This is a genomic window from Pseudomonas sp. MF6394, from assembly GCF_002018845.1.
Lineage (GTDB): Bacteria > Pseudomonadota > Gammaproteobacteria > Pseudomonadales > Pseudomonadaceae > Aquipseudomonas > Aquipseudomonas lactis.
Window position 1 is genome coordinate 44,332 of record NZ_MVOJ01000012.1, and the last position, 16,839, is coordinate 61,170.

The following is a 16,839-nucleotide window of genomic DNA, read 5'->3' on the forward strand; positions in this document are numbered from 1 at the left end:
ATCGTCACAGCTCGTATCAGCCGCCCAGGTGGGAGGGCTGCCGAAGAGGTCTTCGGTGCAAGCGTTGCTCACAATAATCATAAGATCGGAGTGAACCCATGAAGCTGCCATTTGCTGGACGTCTTCTTGCTGTTGCTGTGCTTGCTGCCGCATCCGCCGCTTTGCCTCTCTCTTCTGCATTTGCCGATGACGCTGCCAAAACGCCTACCGTGGGTTTGGTGATGAAGTCCCTTGCCAATGAGTTTTTTGTCACCATGACCGACGGTGCGAAGGACTACCAGAAAGCGCATCCTACCGAATTCAAGTTGATCTCCAACGGCATCAAGAACGAGACCGATACCAGCGCGCAGATCGCCATCGTCAACGAAATGATCAACGCCAAGGTCGATGCGCTTGTCATCGCTCCCGCCGACTCCAAGGCACTCGCCAGTGTGCTGAAGAAAGCTTCCGATGCCGGTATCAAAGTCGTCAACATCGACAACCGCCTGGACCCGGATGTCCTCAAAAGCAAAAACCTCGATATCCCGTTCGTAGGCCCGGATAACCGCAAAGGCTCCAAACTGGTGGGCGACTACCTGGCCAAGCAACTGGCCGCCGGTGACAAGGTCGGCATCATTGAGGGCGTACCCACTACCACCAATGCCCAGCAGCGCACCGCAGGCTTCAAGGATGCGATGGACGCGGCGGGCATGAAGATTGTTTCCACCCAATCCGGTAACTGGGAAATCGACCAGGGCAACAAGATCGCGGCAGCGATGCTGAGCGAAACGCCAGATATCAAGGCGCTGTTGGCCGGTAACGACAACATGGCCCTGGGCGCCGTCTCCGCCGTGCGTGCGGCAGGCAAGGCCGGCAAGGTGTTGGTGGTGGGTTACGACAACATTGACGCGATCAAGCCAATGCTCAAGGACGGCCGCGTGTTGGCCACCGCTGACCAGGCCGCCGCCCAGCAAGCCGTGTTCGGTATCCTGAACGCGCTGAAGCTGGTCAAGGGTGAGAAAGTCGATGCCAAAGATGGCGTGATCGAAACCCCGGTCGAACTCGTCATCAAGCAGTAATCCTGGCAGTACCCAACAGCGCCCGCTCGTCCTGAGCGGGCGCCTGGAGATTTTCCTATGTCATCTTCCGCCCCGAACGCTGTCCTCTCGGTCAGCGGTATCGGTAAGACCTATGCCCAACCGGTTCTGTCCGACATCACCCTGACGCTCAATCGCGGGGAAGTGTTGGCGCTGACCGGTGAAAACGGCGCAGGCAAAAGTACCTTGTCGAAGATCATCGGCGGCCTGGTCACGCCCACCACCGGGCACATGCAATTCAACGGTCAGGATTACGCCCCCGCCAGCCGCACCCAGGCCGAAGCCTTGGGCGTGCGCATGGTCATGCAGGAGCTCAACCTGCTGCCGACGCTGACCGTGGCTGAGAACCTGTTCCTGGATAACCTGCCAAGCCGCTGTGGCTGGATCAGCCGCAAACAACTGCGCAAGGCCGCGATCGAAGCCATGGCCCAAGTCGGCCTGGACGCGATCGACCCGGACACGCTGGTGGGCAGCCTGGGCATTGGTCACCAGCAGATGGTCGAGATTGCCCGTAACCTGATCGGCGACTGCCATGTACTGATCCTCGATGAGCCCACGGCGATGCTCACCGCCCGTGAAGTCGAGATGCTGTTCGAACAAATCACCCGCCTGCAGGCCCGAGGCGTGGCGATCATTTATATTTCGCACCGGCTCGAAGAGCTGGCCCGTGTCGCCCAGCGCATTGCGGTATTGCGCGACGGCAAGCTGGTCTGCGTCGAGCCGATGGCCAATTACAACAGTGAGCAGTTGGTGACCTTGATGGTCGGTCGCGAACTGGGCGAACACATCGACCTGGGCCCGCGCACCATCGGTGGCCCGGCCTTGACGGTGACGGGCCTGACCCGTTCGGACAAGGTTCGCGATGTGTCCTTTGAAGTGCGCGCCGGTGAAATCTATGGCATTTCCGGCCTGATCGGCGCCGGCCGCACCGAATTGCTGCGCCTGATCTTCGGCGCCGACCCGGCCGACAGCGGCACCGTGGCCTTGGGTTCGCCGGCCAAGGTGGTGAGTATTCGCTCTCCGGTTGACGCAGTCGGTCATGGTATTGCCTTGATCACCGAAGACCGCAAGGGTGAGGGTCTGCTGCTGACCCAATCCATCAGCGCCAACATCGCCCTGGGCAACATGCCGGAAATTTCCGGCGGTGGCGTCGTCAACAGCCGCAATGAAACTGCTCTGGCCAAGCGCCAGATCGATGCCATGCGTATCCGCAGTTCCAGCCCGACGCAACTGGTGTCCGAGCTGTCGGGTGGTAACCAGCAAAAGGTGGTGATTGGCCGCTGGCTGGAGCGCGATTGCGCGGTGATGCTCTTTGATGAGCCCACCCGCGGCATCGACGTCGGTGCCAAGTTCGACATCTATGCCTTGCTCGGTGAACTGACCCGCCAGGGCAAAGCGCTGGTGGTGGTGTCCAGTGACCTGCGTGAGCTGATGCTGATCTGTGACCGCATTGGTGTGTTGTCTGCCGGGCGCCTGATCGAGACCTTTGAGCGTGACAGCTGGACCCAGGACGAATTGCTCGCCGCCGCCTTTGCCGGCTATCAGAAACGTGATGCGCTGCTCAACGAAGCAGCGCCTAGGAATACCCCATGAAAACAAACATTTCCCCTGGTAAAACTGGCGGCAACTTCTATGGCCTGGGTACCTACCTGGGGCTGGCGGGTGCGTTGCTGGCGATGATTGCGCTGTTCTCGGTGCTCAGCGATCACTTCCTGTCCTATGACACCTTCAGCACCCTGGCCAACCAGATCCCGGACCTGATGGTGCTGGCGGTGGGCATGACCTTCATCCTGATCATTGGCGGCATCGACCTGTCCGTGGGCTCGGTACTGGCATTGGCGGCCTCGGCAGTCAGCGTGGCGATCCTGGGCTGGGGCTGGAGCGTGTTGCCCGCTGCTCTGCTGGGCATGGGCTGCGCGGCGTTGGCCGGCACTATCACCGGTTCCATCACGGTGGCCTGGCGCATTCCGTCATTTATCGTATCCCTCGGCGTGCTGGAGATGGCCCGCGGCGTGGCCTACCAGATGACGGGCTCGCGCACCGCTTATATCGGTGACTCGTTTGCCTGGCTGTCCAACCCGATTGCCTTTGGTATTTCCCCGTCGTTTATCATCGCGCTGCTGGTGATCATCGCGGCCCAATTGGTACTGACCCGTACGGTCTTCGGCCGTTACCTGATCGGCATCGGCACCAACGAAGAAGCGGTGCGCCTGGCAGGTATTAATCCCAAGCCTTACAAGATCCTGGTGTTCAGCCTGATGGGCCTGTTGGCCGGTGTGGCGGCGCTGTTTCAGATTTCGCGCCTGGAAGCGGCGGACCCGAATGCCGGTTCGGGCCTGGAGCTGCAAGTGATCGCCGCCGTGGTGATCGGTGGCACCAGCCTGATGGGCGGGCGTGGTTCAGTCATCAGTACGTTCTTCGGCGTGTTGATTATTTCGGTCTTGGCGGCCGGGCTGGCGCAGATCGGTGCGACGGAGCCGACTAAACGCATCATTACCGGTGCTGTGATCGTGATCGCCGTGGTCCTCGACACTTACCGCAGCCAGCGCGCCAGTCGGCGGGGCTGAACCATGGCAACGATCAAAGATGTGGCAGCGCTTGCAGGTATTTCCTACACCACCGTGTCCCATGTGGTGAACAAGACGCGCCCGGTGAGCGAGCCGGTACGCATCAAGGTCGAGGCGGCGATCAAGCAGTTGGACTACGTGCCCAGTGCCGTCGCACGCTCGCTCAAGGCCAAGACCACGGCGACCATCGGCCTGCTGGTGCCCAACAGCCTCAACCCGTATTTTGCCGAACTGGCCCGGGGTATCGAGGATTACTGCGAGCGTAATGGCTATTGCGTGATCCTTTGCAACTCGGATGACGACGCAGAGAAACAGCGCAGTTACTTGCGCGTGTTGCTGGAAAAACGCGTCGACGGCTTGATCGTGACCTCCGTGGGTGGCGATGACAGTGGCCTTGCCGCGGGCTTGAGTGCAGTGCGCACGCCCATGGTGATTGTCGACCGGGCGCTGGATGGGATTGATGTGGACCTGGTGCGCATCGATCACGAGGAGGGCGCTTACCTGGCGACCCGGCACTTGTTGGAATTGGGGCACCGGGACATCGCCTGTATCGGCGGCCCGGGGCATACCCGCGTGGCGCAGATGCGCCTGGCGGGTTACCAGCGTGCATTGCGCGAGGCGGGCATCGAGGTGTTGGCCAGTCGTACCCTGGAAAGCGATTTCACCAGCACGGGGGGGTATGCCGCAGCCGTACAGTTATTATCGCAACACCCGCCCAGCGCGATTTTCGCCAGCAACGATATGATCGGGTTTGGCGTACTGCGCGCCGCCGCCGAGCGCAATGTGCGGGTGCCGGGCGAGCTGTCGGTCATCGGTTTCGATGACATTCAGATGGGGCGCTACGTCTACCCGGCGCTGACAACGGTCGGCCAGTCGATCCTGCAGTTAGGCGAGACTGCGGCCGAATTATTACTGCAACGAATAGCAACACCCCAACTGCCGATCGATCAACGTATCGTGACGCCCAGTATTGTTTTGCGTGAGTCGACCGCGCCATTGGCTGATGTGTTCGCCCAATACCGCTGAACCGAATTGATGAGTACTGATGTATGCCAGCAAAAGTAGTGGTAATAGGCAGCTTGAACATGGACCTGGTCACCCGCGCCAGTCGCTTGCCGCGTGCCGGTGAAACCCTGATCGGCCAGACGTTCTCCACTGTGCCCGGTGGCAAGGGCGCCAACCAGGCCGTCGCCTCGGCACGCCTGGGCGCCAGTGTCGCAATGGTGGGGTGCATCGGTACCGACGCCTACGGCAGCCAATTGCGCGATGCGCTGCTGGTGGAAGGGATCGATTGCCAGGCAGTCAGCACGGTGGAGGGCTCCAGCGGTGTGGCGTTGATCGTGGTCGATGACAGCAGCCAGAACGCCATTGTCATTGTGGCCGGCAGCAACGGTGAGTTGACGCCTGCGTCGCTGCGAACGTGCGACGCTGTGCTGCAGACGGCCGACGTGATCATCTGTCAGCTTGAGGTGCCAATGGAGACCGTTGGGTATGCGCTCAAGCGGGGTCGCGAGCTGGGCAAGACGGTCATCCTCAATCCGGCCCCGGCAAGCGGACCGTTGCCCGCTGATTGGTATGCCTCGATCGATTATCTGATCCCCAATGAAAGCGAGGCCAGCGCTCTAAGCGGCGTGACGGTCGACTCCCTCGACAGCGCCAAGGTCGCCGCGACCGCGCTGATCAGGGCGGGTGCTGGCAAGGTCATCATCACCCTGGGCGCCCAGGGCGCGCTGTTTGCCGACGGCAAGGGCTTTGAGCACCTGGTGGCGCCGAAGGTCAAAGCGGTGGATACCACCGCTGCTGGCGATACCTTTGTCGGTGGCTTTGCCGCCGCGCTGGCCGCGGGCAAGAGCGAAGCCGAGGCGATCCGTTTTGGCCAGGTGGCGGCCGCGTTGTCAGTGACCCGCGCCGGCGCTCAGCCTTCCATTCCTACGCTGCACGACGTACAAGGTTTTGTACCCGCATGAAAAAGACTCCTTTGCTGAATATCGCCCTGTCGCGCGTGATCGCGTCCCTGGGCCACGGCGACATCCTGGTCATCGGCGATGCCGGCTTGCCGGTGCCTCCCGGCGTCGAATTGATCGACCTGGCACTGACCCAGGGCATCCCGGACTTCATCAGCACCTTGCGCATCGTGCTTAGCGAAATGCAGGTGGAAAGCCATGTGCTGGCAGAAGAGATCCTGCTGAAGCAACCGCCCGCGCTGACTTCGCTAAATGCGCTCACTGAGCAGGCTGCATTGGGCGAAAGACGCCTGCTCAGCCATGACCAATTCAAGCAATTGAGCCGCAATGCCCGCGCTGTGGTGCGCACTGGCGAGTGCCAGCCGTACTGCAATATCGCGCTGGTGTCCGGCGTAACGTTCTAGCGTCCCCCCCAATGACAAGGAGTGCTTTATGCAACGTGGTCTACCTACCCTGAAAAACCTGTTCCGGAGTGTTCTGCTTTTGTCCGCGCTCACTGCTGCAAGCGCCCAAGCGGCGGAAAAAATCGACCTGATCATCGACACCGATCCGGGTGCCGACGATGTGGTGGCCTTGCTGTTTGCCATGGCTTCGCCGCAGGAGTTGAGCATTCGTGCGCTGACCACCGTGGCCGGCAATGTGCGCCTGGACAAGACCTCGCGCAACGCGCGCCTGGCGCGTGAGTGGGCAGGGCGCGAGGACATCCCGGTGTACGCCGGTGCGCCAGCGCCGCTGCTGCGCAAACCGATCTACGCCGAGAATATCCATGGCAAGGAAGGCATCTCGGGCGTCACGGTGCATGAACCGAAAAAAGGCCTGGCCGAAGGCAATGCAGTCGATTACCTGATCAAGACCCTAAGCAGCGCCAAGCCGCACAGCATCACCATCGCCATGCTCGGCCCGCAGACCAACCTGGCACTGGCACTGACTCAAGCGCCCGAAATCACCCAGGGCATCAAGGAAGTGGTCGTGATGGGCGGCGCCCACTTCAACGGCGGCAATATCACCCCAGTGGCTGAGTTCAACCTGTTCGCCGATCCAGTGGCGGCGGAGATCGTGCTCAAAAGCGGTGTGAAGTTGACCTACCTGCCGTTGGACGTGACCCATAAAGTCCTCACCAGCGACGCCCGCCTGAAGAAAATTGCCGACCTGAACAACAACGCGAGCAAGGTCGTCAGCAGTATTCTGAATGAGTACGTCAAAGGCGATATGGAGCACTACGGCATTCCCGGTGGCCCGGTCCACGACGCTACCGTGGTGGCGTACCTGCTCAAGCCTTCGCTGTTCAGCGGTCGTGAGGCCAATATGGTGGTCGACAGCCGCGAAGGCCCGACCTTCGGCCAGACCATCGTCGATTGGTACGACGGCCTCAAGCAGCCCAAGAATGTGTTCTGGGTTGAGAATGGCGACGCCCAGGGCTTCTTCGATCTGCTGACCGAGCGCCTGGCACGTCTGAAGTAAGGTATTTTACCGGGCGGCGCTCGTCGTCCGGTTCTTATTCGCGCCCTTGGGCGCCCCCGTAATCGACCGGGTATTTCTCGAATATCTGGCCGATGAACGCTTGCGCCGCCTGGGTGCCCAGTTCCTTGACCAGCAGGTCGATACCAATGATCGCCAGTTCTTCCGGGCTTCCGGGGCTGTAGGAACTTTGCCCTTGGGGCCACTTGGCTTTGATGTCGGCTTGAAGCGTTACGGTGGTCATGGAAATCTCACGGGCTGAAAATGCGGGGCAGTGCACTGGAACGCTGTTCCAGAGGGGCGCAGTTAAGCATTTTGTACGGCATTTGGCACTGCTACTTAGGCATGACGCAGAGGCTGTGCGACACTGTCGGCCTGTTAAATGGCCGGGAAACACCGCGTGCAAATCGATTTGAGCAAGCCCGACAACCTGACGCTGGACGCCGTGCGCCAACTGCTTGGCAGCGCCAGTGACGACGAACATACCCAGCTGCGGGTGACCAAAAAAGGCGTCGCCTACATTTCTTCCGGCGTAGTCGGGGGTGCTGATATCGATGGCCTGCTGTTTCGCCTGGAGACCTGGGCCAAAGGTTCCGGCTATGTCGGCAAGGTGGCAGCCAGCGATGAAGTCTGGGTTATGCAGATTTTCAACGCGCTGAAGCAGAATTGGCCTACGCCTTCGTCGGACTACATCGACATCTACTGAATACGTTCATATCTAGTCACGATTCACCGAGCGATTGCAGGCCGGGACTCAGGCAGACTTGCTTACAGGCGGTTAACGTCTTGAAACCAATCGCTTTGACTGCTGTCGCACGATCTCTGTCCACTTTTTATCATAGGAGGCTTCATGCCTTGGAAGCTCGCATCATTCGGTACTTTGTTGGCTGCGCTCGCGTTGGCAGGTTGCAGCACCCCGGGTGCCTCTGAGCCAGGCAAAGCTGCCACCGCGACCGATGCCGGTCATAGCCGCTGTGAGTCGAAGGCTGCAGAGTTCGCCATCGGCCAGAAAGCCTCGCCTCAATTGCTGGAACAGGCCCGCACGCGTGCCGGCGCGCAGAATGCACGCATTCTCAAGCCCAATGACATGATCACACTGGAGTATCGCTCCGACCGCTTGAACCTGAACACCGACAACAACCTGGTGATCAACCGGGTTAACTGCGGCTGATGCGGCTTTTGCATCACCCATAAAAAACCCCGTCACATGGACGGGGTTTTTTTAGCTCAGCGCAGAATTACTCTGGGCGAACCTGTGCAGCTTGCATACCCTTTTGGCCTTTCTCAGCCACGAAGGAAACGGTCTGGCCTTCTTTCAGGCTTTTGAAACCGTCGCTTTCGATAGCTTTGAAGTGTACGAACAGGTCGTCACCGCCACCTTGAGGAGTGATGAAGCCGAAGCCTTTTTCATCGTTGAACCATTTAACGGTGCCGGTTTGGCGATTAGACATGGTGTATCTCCAAGAAACATATATTTTCAGTAGTGCTGTGCTGCTCAGGCCAACTGGGCACACTGGGCTATCATAGTCGAAATGTTCGGCTTGGGAGCCCCCCCAAGGCACTGTTTGCTAATCAATCGCTTTGCGTTTGATCCGTCTTTAGGCTGAAAGCCCCGATTTACGGGGCTTTGCGACGAAATATCAGCTGTTAAAAAAAGCCGTAAAACCTGCATAATTTGTGCGAAATGGCAGTTTTCAGGCTGTTTTTCCAGCGAAATGGCCGTCGAATCGTCAGCCAATCTTACTTTTTCTTCACCACTTTGCAGGACGAAATAGCCGCGACTGCTTTGTTTTTTAGCTCCGGGCTGGCGTTCTGGTTGGTCATCAATTCCTTGATCTCGGCAGTGCTCAATTCGGCATTGATCTTGTCGGCGCCACATTCACAGTGGGCTTTGGCAGTTTTGACGTCCACGTTCTGGCTGGCGGCGGCACTGCAGTCGTTGACGAAGGCGTCACGGGCGCCAGCTGGCCAGTTGGAAGGGGCTGCAGCCTGCGCGCCGAGGGAAAGGAGGCTCAGGGTAGCGGCGACAGCGAGGGTAGAGGTAAAACGCATCATGGGATGCTCCTTTGGGTCGAGGACGAACGGCGATTCTCAGTGGCTTTGAGGCCTCACGTACAGCTCAAGTTCACTTTCGCAGCTATAAAGCCACGAATTGCTCTTTCCCCAACGCTTGGCCGACGCGATGACCGTTCATCTGTGCTAGCATCCTCGCCTGGCTATTTCCCGGCGCGCCATTTGCCGCCTTGCCAGGTTCTTTTTGTTCACTCCAGTCACTCTGGTTCGATTATCGGTTGGCCGAAAGGCTCCTGCCGCTGTAAGGCAGGCGTTCAGCATTGAACGGCCTAGTGTTGGATCTTGTACTGGCTCATCCCAACCCACGTGACCTTTGGTAGGGGTCACCACTAGGAGAGGAGGCGCCATGCCAACTATTACTCTTCCCGACGGCAGTCAACGTTCATTCGATCATCCGGTTTCCGTAGCCGAGGTCGCCGCATCCATTGGTGCAGGCCTGGCCAAGGCCACCGTGGCCGGCAAGGTCGACGGCAAGCTGGTTGACGCCAGCGACCTGATCACCAGCGACGCCAGCCTGCAAATCATCACGCCCAAGGATCAGGAGGGGCTGGAGATCATTCGCCACTCTTGCGCGCACTTGATTGGCCATGCGGTCAAGCAACTGTACCCAACCGCCAAGATGGTGATCGGCCCGGTCATTGAAGAAGGCTTCTATTACGACATCGCCTATGAGCGTCCTTTTACTCCGGACGACTTGGCGGCCATCGATCAGCGCATGCACGCGCTGATCGAAAAAGATTACGACGTCATCAAGAAAGTCACCCCGCGTGCCGAAGTGATCGACGTGTTTACCGCGCGTGGCGAGGACTACAAGCTGCGCCTGGTGGAAGACATGCCGGACGAGCAGGCCATGGGCCTGTACTACCACGAAGAATATGTCGACATGTGCCGTGGCCCGCACGTGCCGAACACGCGCTTTCTCAAGTCGTTCAAGCTGACCAAGCTGTCCGGTGCCTACTGGCGCGGTGATGCGAAGAACGAACAACTGCAACGGATCTACGGCACGGCCTGGGCTGACAAGAAGCAGCTGGCCGCCTATATCCAGCGCATCGAAGAAGCCGAAAAACGCGACCATCGCAAGATCGGCAAGCGCCTGAACCTGTTCCACCTTCAGGAAGAAGCGCCGGGCATGGTGTTTTGGCACCCGAATGGCTGGACCTTGTACCAAGTGCTTGAGCAGTACATGCGCAAGGTGCAGCGCGAAAACGGCTACCTGGAGATCAAGACTCCACAGGTGGTTGATCGCAGCCTGTGGGAGAAATCCGGGCACTGGGCCAACTATGCCGACAACATGTTCACCACCCAGTCGGAAAACCGCGACTACGCCATCAAGCCGATGAACTGCCCGTGCCACGTGCAGGTCTTCAACCAGGGCCTGAAGAGCTACCGCGAGTTGCCGATGCGCCTGGCCGAGTTTGGTGCCTGCCACCGTAACGAGCCATCCGGTGCGCTGCACGGCATCATGCGCGTGCGTGGTTTCACCCAGGACGATGCCCACATCTTCTGCACCGAAGAGCAGATGCAGGCCGAGTCCGCAGCGTTCATCAAGCTGACCATGGACGTTTATCGCGATTTCGGCTTTACCGAAGTCGAGATGAAGCTGTCCACTCGTCCGGAAAAGCGTGTCGGTTCCGACGAGCTGTGGGATCGCGCCGAAGCGGCACTGGCGGCAGCGCTCGACAGTGCGGGCCTTGCATACGATCTGCAGCCGGGTGAGGGCGCCTTCTACGGTCCGAAGATCGAGTTTTCGCTCAAAGATTGCCTTGGCCGTGTCTGGCAGTGTGGTACCCTGCAGCTCGATTTTAACCTGCCGATCCGTCTGGGAGCCGAATACGTCTCCGAAGACAACAGCCGTAAACACCCGGTTATGCTGCACCGGGCGATCCTCGGCTCGTTCGAACGGTTCGTCGGTATCCTGATCGAGCACTACGAGGGCGCGTTCCCTGCGTGGCTGGCTCCGACCCAGGCAGTGATCATGAATATCACTGATAAACAGGCAGATTTTGCCGCTGAAGTTGAAAAAACTCTCAACGAAAGCGGGTTTCGTGCCAAGTCCGACTTGAGAAATGAAAAGATCGGCTTTAAAATCCGCGAGCATACCTTGCTCAAGGTTCCCTATCTCTTGGTTATCGGAGATCGGGAAGTCGAGATGCAGACTGTCGCTGTGCGTACTCGTGAAGGTGCTGACCTGGGCTCGATGCCCGTCGCCCAGTTCGCTGAGTTCCTCGCGCAAGCGGTTTCCCGGCGTGGTCGCCCAGATTCGGAGTAATTATTATTAAGCGTGAAATGAGACAAGATAAACGAGCTGCACCGAAAGCCCCGATCAACGAGAATATCTCGGCACGCGAGGTTCGGTTAATTGGCGCTGATGGCGAGCAGATTGGCATCGTCTCGATTGATGAAGCGCTTCGTATTGCAGAAGAGTCCAAGCTGGACCTGGTGGAAATCTCCGCCGATGCAATCCCACCTGTTTGTCGGGTGATGGACTACGGCAAATCGATCTTCGAAAAGAAGAAGCAGGTTGCCGCAGCGAAGAAGAACCAGAAGCAGATTCAAGTAAAAGAAATCAAGTTTCGTCCAGGGACGGAGGAAGGGGATTACCAGGTAAAACTGCGCAACCTGGTACGTTTCCTGAGTGATGGGGACAGGGCCAAGGTATCCTTGCGATTCCGCGGCCGTGAGATGGCCCACCAGGAGCTGGGGATGGAACTCCTCAAGCGGGTTGAAGCTGACCTGCTCGAGTACGGTTCGGTCGAACAGCATCCTAAGATGGAAGGACGCCAGCTTATTATGGTCATCGCCCCGAAAAAGAAGAAGTAATCAACAGGGCACGGCAGGCCTTCTGATTATGTTTATCAACTGAATGCGGAGTACCGAACATGCCAAAGATGAAAACTAAAAGTGGTGCTGCTAAGCGGTTTCTGAAAACTGCTAACGGCATCAAGCACAAGCACGCTTTCAAGAGCCACATCCTGACCAAAATGTCGACCAAGCGTAAGCGTCAACTGCGCGGTAGCAGCTTGCTGCATCCGTCTGACGTGGCAAAAGTCGAGCGCATGCTGCGCCTTCGTTAATTTTGGTTCAAGAATAGAGGAAGTAACTCATGGCTCGTGTAAAGCGTGGCGTCATGGCCCGTAAGCGTCACAAAAAAATTCTGAAACTTGCTAAAGGCTACTACGGCGCGCGTTCACGCGTATTCCGTGTTGCCAAGCAAGCGGTAATCAAGGCAGGCCAATACGCCTACCGCGACCGTCGTCAGAAAAAACGTCAGTTCCGCGCTCTGTGGATCGCTCGTATCAACGCTGGTGCACGTGTTAACGGTCTGTCCTACAGCCGTTTCATCGCTGGCCTGAAAAAAGCGTCCATCGAAATCGACCGTAAGGTTCTGGCTGAACTGGCCGTGAACGAAAAAGCGGTGTTTGCTGCGATTGTCGAGAAAGCTAAAGCCTCCTTGGCTTAAGTACCCCCGACAGTCACCCTGGGCTACTCCTGTGGCCCAAGGTGGTAAACGTCATAAATAGGGGAAGAGCCTTCAAGCTCTTCCCCTATTTTGTATCTGGAGTCTGTACATGGAAAACCTGGACGCGCTCGTCGCCCAAGCCCTTGAGGCTGTGCAAAGCGCTGAAGATGTAAATGCCCTGGAGCAAATCCGGGTTCACTACCTTGGCAAGAAAGGTGAATTGACTCAGGTGATGAAGACCCTGGGAAATCTGCCTGCTGAAGAGCGTCCGCAAGTCGGTGCGCTGATCAACGTCGCCAAGGAGCGTGTCACAGAGGTTCTCAATGCGCGCAAGGCGTCGCTCGAGGAGGCCGACCTTGCGGCCAAGCTCGCCGCCGAGTCCATTGACGTGACCTTGCCTGGTCGTGGCCAGGCCTCGGGCGGTCTGCATCCGATCACCCGGACTCTGGAACGTATCGAACAGTTCTTCACCCACATCGGCTACGGCATTGCCGAAGGCCCTGAGGTCGAAGACGACTACCACAACTTCGAGGCGCTCAACATCCCAGGCCATCACCCGGCCCGGTCGATGCACGACACCTTCTATTTCAACGCCAACATGCTGCTGCGCACCCATACCTCGCCGGTACAGGTCCGCACCATGGAAGCGAACAAGCCGCCGATCCGCATTGTCTGCCCAGGCCGTGTGTACCGTAGCGACTCGGATATCACCCATTCGCCGATGTTCCACCAGGTCGAAGGCCTGCTGGTTGATCGCGATATCAATTTCGCCGACCTCAAAGGCACCATCGAAGAGTTCCTGCGGGTGTTCTTCGAAAAAGAGTTGGCGGTACGTTTCCGTCCTTCGTTCTTCCCGTTCACCGAGCCATCCGCCGAAGTCGACATGGAATGCGTGATGTGCAGCGGTAAAGGCTGCCGTGTGTGCAAGCAGACCGGCTGGCTGGAAGTAATGGGCTGCGGCATGGTTCACCCCAACGTGCTGCGCATGTCCGGGATCGACCCGGAAGAGTTCTCGGGCTTTGCCTTCGGCATGGGCGTTGAGCGTCTGGCCATGCTGCGTTACGGCGTGAACGACTTGCGTCTGTTCTTCGACAACGACTTGCGGTTCCTCGCGCAATTTCGCTAGTCGTAACGAATCTTTAGGAGAGCAGGATGAAATTCAGTGAACAATGGCTGCGTGGCTGGGTAAGCCCGCAGGTAGATCGCGACGAGCTGGTTGCTCGTCTGTCGATGGCCGGTCTTGAGGTCGATAGCGTTACGCCGGCCGCCGGTGTTTTCAGTGGCGTGGTGGTGGGCGAGGTGTTGAGCACCGAGCAGCACCCGGATGCCGACAAATTGCGTGTGTGCCAGGTCAGCAACGGTTCGGAAACCTTTCAGGTCGTGTGCGGAGCGCCTAACGTGCGCCCGGGCCTGAAGATCCCGTTCGCCATGATCGGCGCCCAGTTGCCGGGCGACTTCAAGATCAAGAAGGCCAAGCTGCGTGGCGTTGAATCCAACGGCATGCTGTGCTCCCAGGCCGAGCTGCAAGTAGGTGAGGGCAATGATGGCCTGATGGAGCTGCCGGCCGACGCGCCAGTGGGTCAGGACATTCGTGCTTACCTGGAACTGGAAGACGCCAGCATCGAGGTCGACCTGACCCCCAACCGCGGCGACTGCCTGTCCCTGGCTGGCCTGGCCCGTGAAGTGGGTGCGCTGTACAACGCGCCTGTCACCCGTCCAGTGGTTGCTGCCGTGCCGGCGGTACACGACGAAGTCCGCTCGATTGAAGTATTGGCGCCCAACGCTTGCCCGCGTTACCTGGGGCGTGTGATCCGTAACGTCGACCTGTCCAAGCCAACTCCGCTGTGGATGGTCGAGCGCCTGCGTCGTGCCGACGTGCGCAGCATCGACGCCGCCGTCGACATCACCAACTACGTGATGCTCGAACTGGGCCAGCCGTTGCACGCGTTTGATCTCGCCGAAATCAACGGCGGCATCCGCGTGCGTATGGCCGAAGAGGGCGAAAAGCTGGTGCTGCTCGATGGCCAGGAAGTCAGCCTGCGTGCCGACACCTTGGTGATCGCCGACCACGCTCGCGCCCTGGCAATTGCCGGCGTGATGGGTGGCGAGCACAGCGGTGTATCCGCGACCACTCGTGACGTGTTCCTTGAAAGCGCGTTCTTCGACCAGATCGCGATCGCTGGCAAGGCCCGTTCCTACGGTCTGCACACCGATGCGTCGCACCGCTACGAGCGTGGTGTGGATTGGAAACTCGCCCGTGAAGCCATGGAGCGCGCCACCGGCCTGCTGCTGGAAATCACCGGTGGCGAAGCCGGCCCGATCACCGAAACCGTCAGCGAACAGTACCTGCCGTCGATTGCGCCGATCACCTTGCGTGCCAGAAGCGTTGAGCAGATGCTTGGCCTGGTCATCGAGCCGGCTGAAATCGAGCAACTGCTGTCCGCGCTTGGCCTGGGTATTTCTGCGGGCGGGGAAGGGCAGTGGCAGGTTGCAGTACCTAGCCATCGCTTCGACATCAGCCTGGAAGTCGACCTGATCGAAGAGCTGGCGCGCCTGTACGGCTACAACCGCCTGCCGGTTCGCTATCCGCAAGCACGCCTGGCACCGCAACCCAAGGCCGAAGCGCGTGCGCACCTGCCTGAACTGCGTCGTTTGCTGGTTGCCCGTGGTTACCAGGAAGCAGTGACCTATAGCTTCATTGATCCAAAACAGTTCGAACTGTTCAACCCTGGCGTAGAGCCGTTGCTGCTGGCCAACCCGATCTCCAACGACATGGCCGCCATGCGTTCCTCGTTGTGGCCGGGCCTGGTGAAGGCACTTTCCCACAACCTGAACCGCCAGCAAGACCGCGTGCGCCTGTTCGAAAGCGGCCTGCGTTTCGTCGGCCAGCTCGATGGCTTGAAGCAAGAGCCAATGCTGGCGGGTGTTGTCTGCGGCAGCCGTCTGCCGGAAGGCTGGGCGCAAGGCCGTGAGGTCGTGGACTTCTTCGACGTCAAGGCTGACGTGGAAGCGGTGCTGGGCTTTGCCGGTGCGCTGGACGCCTTTACGTTTGTACCGGGCAGCCACCCAGCCTTGCACCCAGGCCAGACTGCACGTATCGAGCGTGAAGGTCGCCTGGTGGGCTTCGTCGGCGCCATTCACCCGGAACTGTCGAAAACCTTGGGTCTGGACCGTCCAGTCTTCGTGTTTGAGCTAGTCTTGGCTGAAGTTGCGTCGGGCAAGATGCCTAAATTCAGCGAGTTGTCGCGCTTCCCTGAAGTGCGCCGCGACCTGGCCCTGATTGCCGACCGTGAAGTCGCTGCCACTGCAGTTCTGGATGTAATCCGTGAAAATGCAGGGGAATGGCTGACAGACCTCAGGCTATTTGACGTCTATCAGGGTAAAGGCATTGATCCGCATAGAAAAAGCCTCGCAGTTGGCTTGACCTGGCAGCATCCATCGCGCACTCTTAATGACGATGAGGTGAATACCACGACGCAAAATATCCTCACCTCGCTCGAACAAAGGTTGAACGCCACGTTAAGGAAGTGACGTATGGGGGCTTTGACGAAAGCTGAGATGGCGGAACGTCTGTACGAAGAGTTGGGTCTGAACAAGCGCGAGGCCAAGGAATTGGTCGAGCTGTTTTTTGAAGAGATCAGACACGCTCTGGAAGACAACGAACAGGTCAAATTGTCCGGTTTCGGCAATTTTGACCTGCGAGACAAACGCCAGCGGCCTGGCCGCAATCCAAAAACGGGAGAAGAAATCCCGATCACGGCTCGCCGTGTGGTCACCTTTCGTCCAGGGCAGAAGTTGAAGGCCCGAGTTGAGGCTTATGCTGGAACCAAGTCATAACGACGAGCTACCCGTCATCCCAGGCAAACGCTACTTCACCATTGGTGAAGTCAGCGAGCTGTGTGCGGTAAAACCGCACGTGCTGCGCTATTGGGAGCAGGAGTTTCCTCAACTCAACCCCGTCAAACGCACCGGGAACCGTCGGTATTATCAGCGCCAGGACGTGCTGATGATCCGACAGATCCGCGCGTTGCTGTACGACCAGGGGTTCACCATCAGCGGCGCACGCCAGCGTATGTCCGGTGATGAAGCCAAAGACGACACCACCCAATACAAGCAACTGATCCGCCAGATGATCTCCGAATTGGAAGATGTACTGGTGGTGCTGAAAAAATGATTCAAGCTTTAAAAATACTTCCACATTTCAAAAGCTTGCGGTATATTCCGGTTCGCTTCGTTAAGAA

General features: G+C 58.7%; 20 protein-coding genes. 17 read left to right on the forward strand and 3 right to left on the reverse strand.

Going from position 1 to position 16,839, the window contains the following annotated elements; genetic code table 11:
- The first annotated feature begins 98 nt into the window (after window positions 1–98).
- Genes MF6394_RS14380 through MF6394_RS14410 form a run of 7 tightly spaced genes read left to right on the forward strand, consistent with a single transcriptional unit; the run spans window position 99 to window position 7,068 of the window.
- The gene (locus MF6394_RS14380; RefSeq protein ID WP_078466917.1) at window positions 99–1,058 is read left to right on the forward strand and encodes a sugar ABC transporter substrate-binding protein; all 960 of its coding nucleotides are present in this window, start codon (window positions 99–101) and stop codon (window positions 1,056–1,058) included.
- Window positions 1,059–1,115: 57 nt separating this feature from the next.
- Window positions 1,116–2,669: a sugar ABC transporter ATP-binding protein gene (locus MF6394_RS14385; RefSeq protein WP_032896204.1), complete on the forward strand. Its 1,554-nt coding sequence runs from the start codon at window positions 1,116–1,118 to the stop codon at window positions 2,667–2,669.
- Entirely contained in the window at window positions 2,666–3,643 is a 978-nt protein-coding gene (locus tag MF6394_RS14390) for an ABC transporter permease (RefSeq protein WP_044275169.1), read from the forward strand. The genes MF6394_RS14385 and MF6394_RS14390 overlap by 4 nt, the downstream gene beginning before the upstream one ends.
- 3 nt (window positions 3,644–3,646) lie before the next feature.
- A complete protein-coding gene (locus MF6394_RS14395) occupies window positions 3,647–4,669 on the forward strand; it encodes a LacI family DNA-binding transcriptional regulator (RefSeq protein WP_003192500.1) in 1,023 nt (340 codons plus the stop codon).
- A 23-nt stretch (window positions 4,670–4,692) separates the two neighbouring features.
- The gene (gene rbsK / locus MF6394_RS14400) at window positions 4,693–5,610 is read left to right on the forward strand and encodes a ribokinase (RefSeq protein ID WP_078466918.1); all 918 of its coding nucleotides are present in this window, start codon (window positions 4,693–4,695) and stop codon (window positions 5,608–5,610) included.
- Window positions 5,607–6,011, forward strand: coding sequence for a D-ribose pyranase (gene rbsD / locus MF6394_RS14405; protein WP_047711349.1), 405 nt, complete (start codon window positions 5,607–5,609; stop codon window positions 6,009–6,011). Before rbsK ends, rbsD begins: the two co-directional genes overlap by 4 nt.
- A 28-nt stretch (window positions 6,012–6,039) precedes the next feature.
- Window positions 6,040–7,068 carry a nucleoside hydrolase gene (locus tag MF6394_RS14410; protein ID WP_032896207.1) on the forward strand — a complete coding sequence of 343 codons (1,029 nt, stop codon included), beginning with the start codon at window positions 6,040–6,042 and terminating at the stop codon, window positions 7,066–7,068.
- Window positions 7,069–7,102: 34 nt separating this feature from the next.
- Here MF6394_RS14410 and MF6394_RS14415 read toward each other — a convergent pair whose 3' ends face one another.
- A complete protein-coding gene (locus MF6394_RS14415; protein WP_047711348.1) occupies window positions 7,103–7,309 on the reverse strand; it encodes a hypothetical protein in 207 nt (68 codons plus the stop codon).
- A 156-nt stretch (window positions 7,310–7,465) separates the two neighbouring features.
- On the opposite strand from MF6394_RS14415, the gene MF6394_RS14420 reads away from it, so the two are divergent.
- Both MF6394_RS14420 and MF6394_RS14425 read left to right on the forward strand, forming a co-directional pair.
- Entirely contained in the window at window positions 7,466–7,771 is a 306-nt protein-coding gene (locus MF6394_RS14420; RefSeq protein WP_044275308.1) for a hypothetical protein, read from the forward strand.
- Between the two features lie 144 nt (window positions 7,772–7,915).
- Entirely contained in the window at window positions 7,916–8,236 is a 321-nt protein-coding gene (locus MF6394_RS14425; protein ID WP_003192494.1) for an I78 family peptidase inhibitor, read from the forward strand.
- 67 nt (window positions 8,237–8,303) lie between these two features.
- Here MF6394_RS14425 and MF6394_RS14430 read toward each other — a convergent pair whose 3' ends face one another.
- Both MF6394_RS14430 and MF6394_RS14435 read right to left on the reverse strand, forming a co-directional pair.
- Window positions 8,304–8,516, reverse strand: a complete 213-nt coding sequence (locus MF6394_RS14430) for a cold-shock protein (protein WP_003179963.1) — start codon at window positions 8,514–8,516, stop codon at window positions 8,304–8,306.
- 289 nt (window positions 8,517–8,805) lie between these two features.
- A complete protein-coding gene (locus MF6394_RS14435) occupies window positions 8,806–9,120 on the reverse strand; it encodes a hypothetical protein (RefSeq protein ID WP_019820908.1) in 315 nt (104 codons plus the stop codon).
- A gap of 364 nt (window positions 9,121–9,484) precedes the next feature.
- Here MF6394_RS14435 and thrS point away from each other — a divergent pair, with 364 nt between their 5' ends.
- The 8 genes from thrS to MF6394_RS14475 all read left to right on the forward strand — a co-directional run bounded on the left by thrS (window position 9,485) and on the right by MF6394_RS14475 (window position 16,772).
- Complete coding sequence (gene thrS / locus MF6394_RS14440; RefSeq protein WP_078466919.1) at window positions 9,485–11,407, forward strand: threonine--tRNA ligase; 1,923 nt, start codon at window positions 9,485–9,487, stop codon at window positions 11,405–11,407.
- The gene (infC, locus tag MF6394_RS14445) at window positions 11,407–11,958 is read left to right on the forward strand and encodes a translation initiation factor IF-3 (protein WP_015884933.1); all 552 of its coding nucleotides are present in this window, start codon (window positions 11,407–11,409) and stop codon (window positions 11,956–11,958) included. Before thrS ends, infC begins: the two co-directional genes overlap by 1 nt.
- Window positions 11,959–12,017: 59 nt before the next feature.
- Window positions 12,018–12,212: a 50S ribosomal protein L35 gene (gene rpmI / locus MF6394_RS14450; protein WP_002553160.1), complete on the forward strand. Its 195-nt coding sequence runs from the start codon at window positions 12,018–12,020 to the stop codon at window positions 12,210–12,212.
- A gap of 29 nt (window positions 12,213–12,241) precedes the next feature.
- Complete coding sequence (rplT, locus tag MF6394_RS14455) at window positions 12,242–12,598, forward strand: 50S ribosomal protein L20 (protein WP_003192488.1); 357 nt, start codon at window positions 12,242–12,244, stop codon at window positions 12,596–12,598.
- Between the two features lie 109 nt (window positions 12,599–12,707).
- Window positions 12,708–13,724, forward strand: coding sequence for a phenylalanine--tRNA ligase subunit alpha (gene pheS / locus MF6394_RS14460; RefSeq protein ID WP_003192486.1), 1,017 nt, complete (start codon window positions 12,708–12,710; stop codon window positions 13,722–13,724).
- Between the two features lie 26 nt (window positions 13,725–13,750).
- Complete coding sequence (gene pheT, locus MF6394_RS14465) at window positions 13,751–16,129, forward strand: phenylalanine--tRNA ligase subunit beta (RefSeq protein WP_078466920.1); 2,379 nt, start codon at window positions 13,751–13,753, stop codon at window positions 16,127–16,129.
- A gap of 3 nt (window positions 16,130–16,132) precedes the next feature.
- The gene (gene ihfA / locus MF6394_RS14470; protein WP_002553164.1) at window positions 16,133–16,435 is read left to right on the forward strand and encodes an integration host factor subunit alpha; all 303 of its coding nucleotides are present in this window, start codon (window positions 16,133–16,135) and stop codon (window positions 16,433–16,435) included.
- Window positions 16,416–16,772 carry a MerR family transcriptional regulator gene (locus MF6394_RS14475; protein ID WP_003174972.1) on the forward strand — a complete coding sequence of 119 codons (357 nt, stop codon included), beginning with the start codon at window positions 16,416–16,418 and terminating at the stop codon, window positions 16,770–16,772. The genes ihfA and MF6394_RS14475 overlap by 20 nt, the downstream gene beginning before the upstream one ends.
- The last annotated feature ends 67 nt before the right edge of the window (window positions 16,773–16,839 follow it).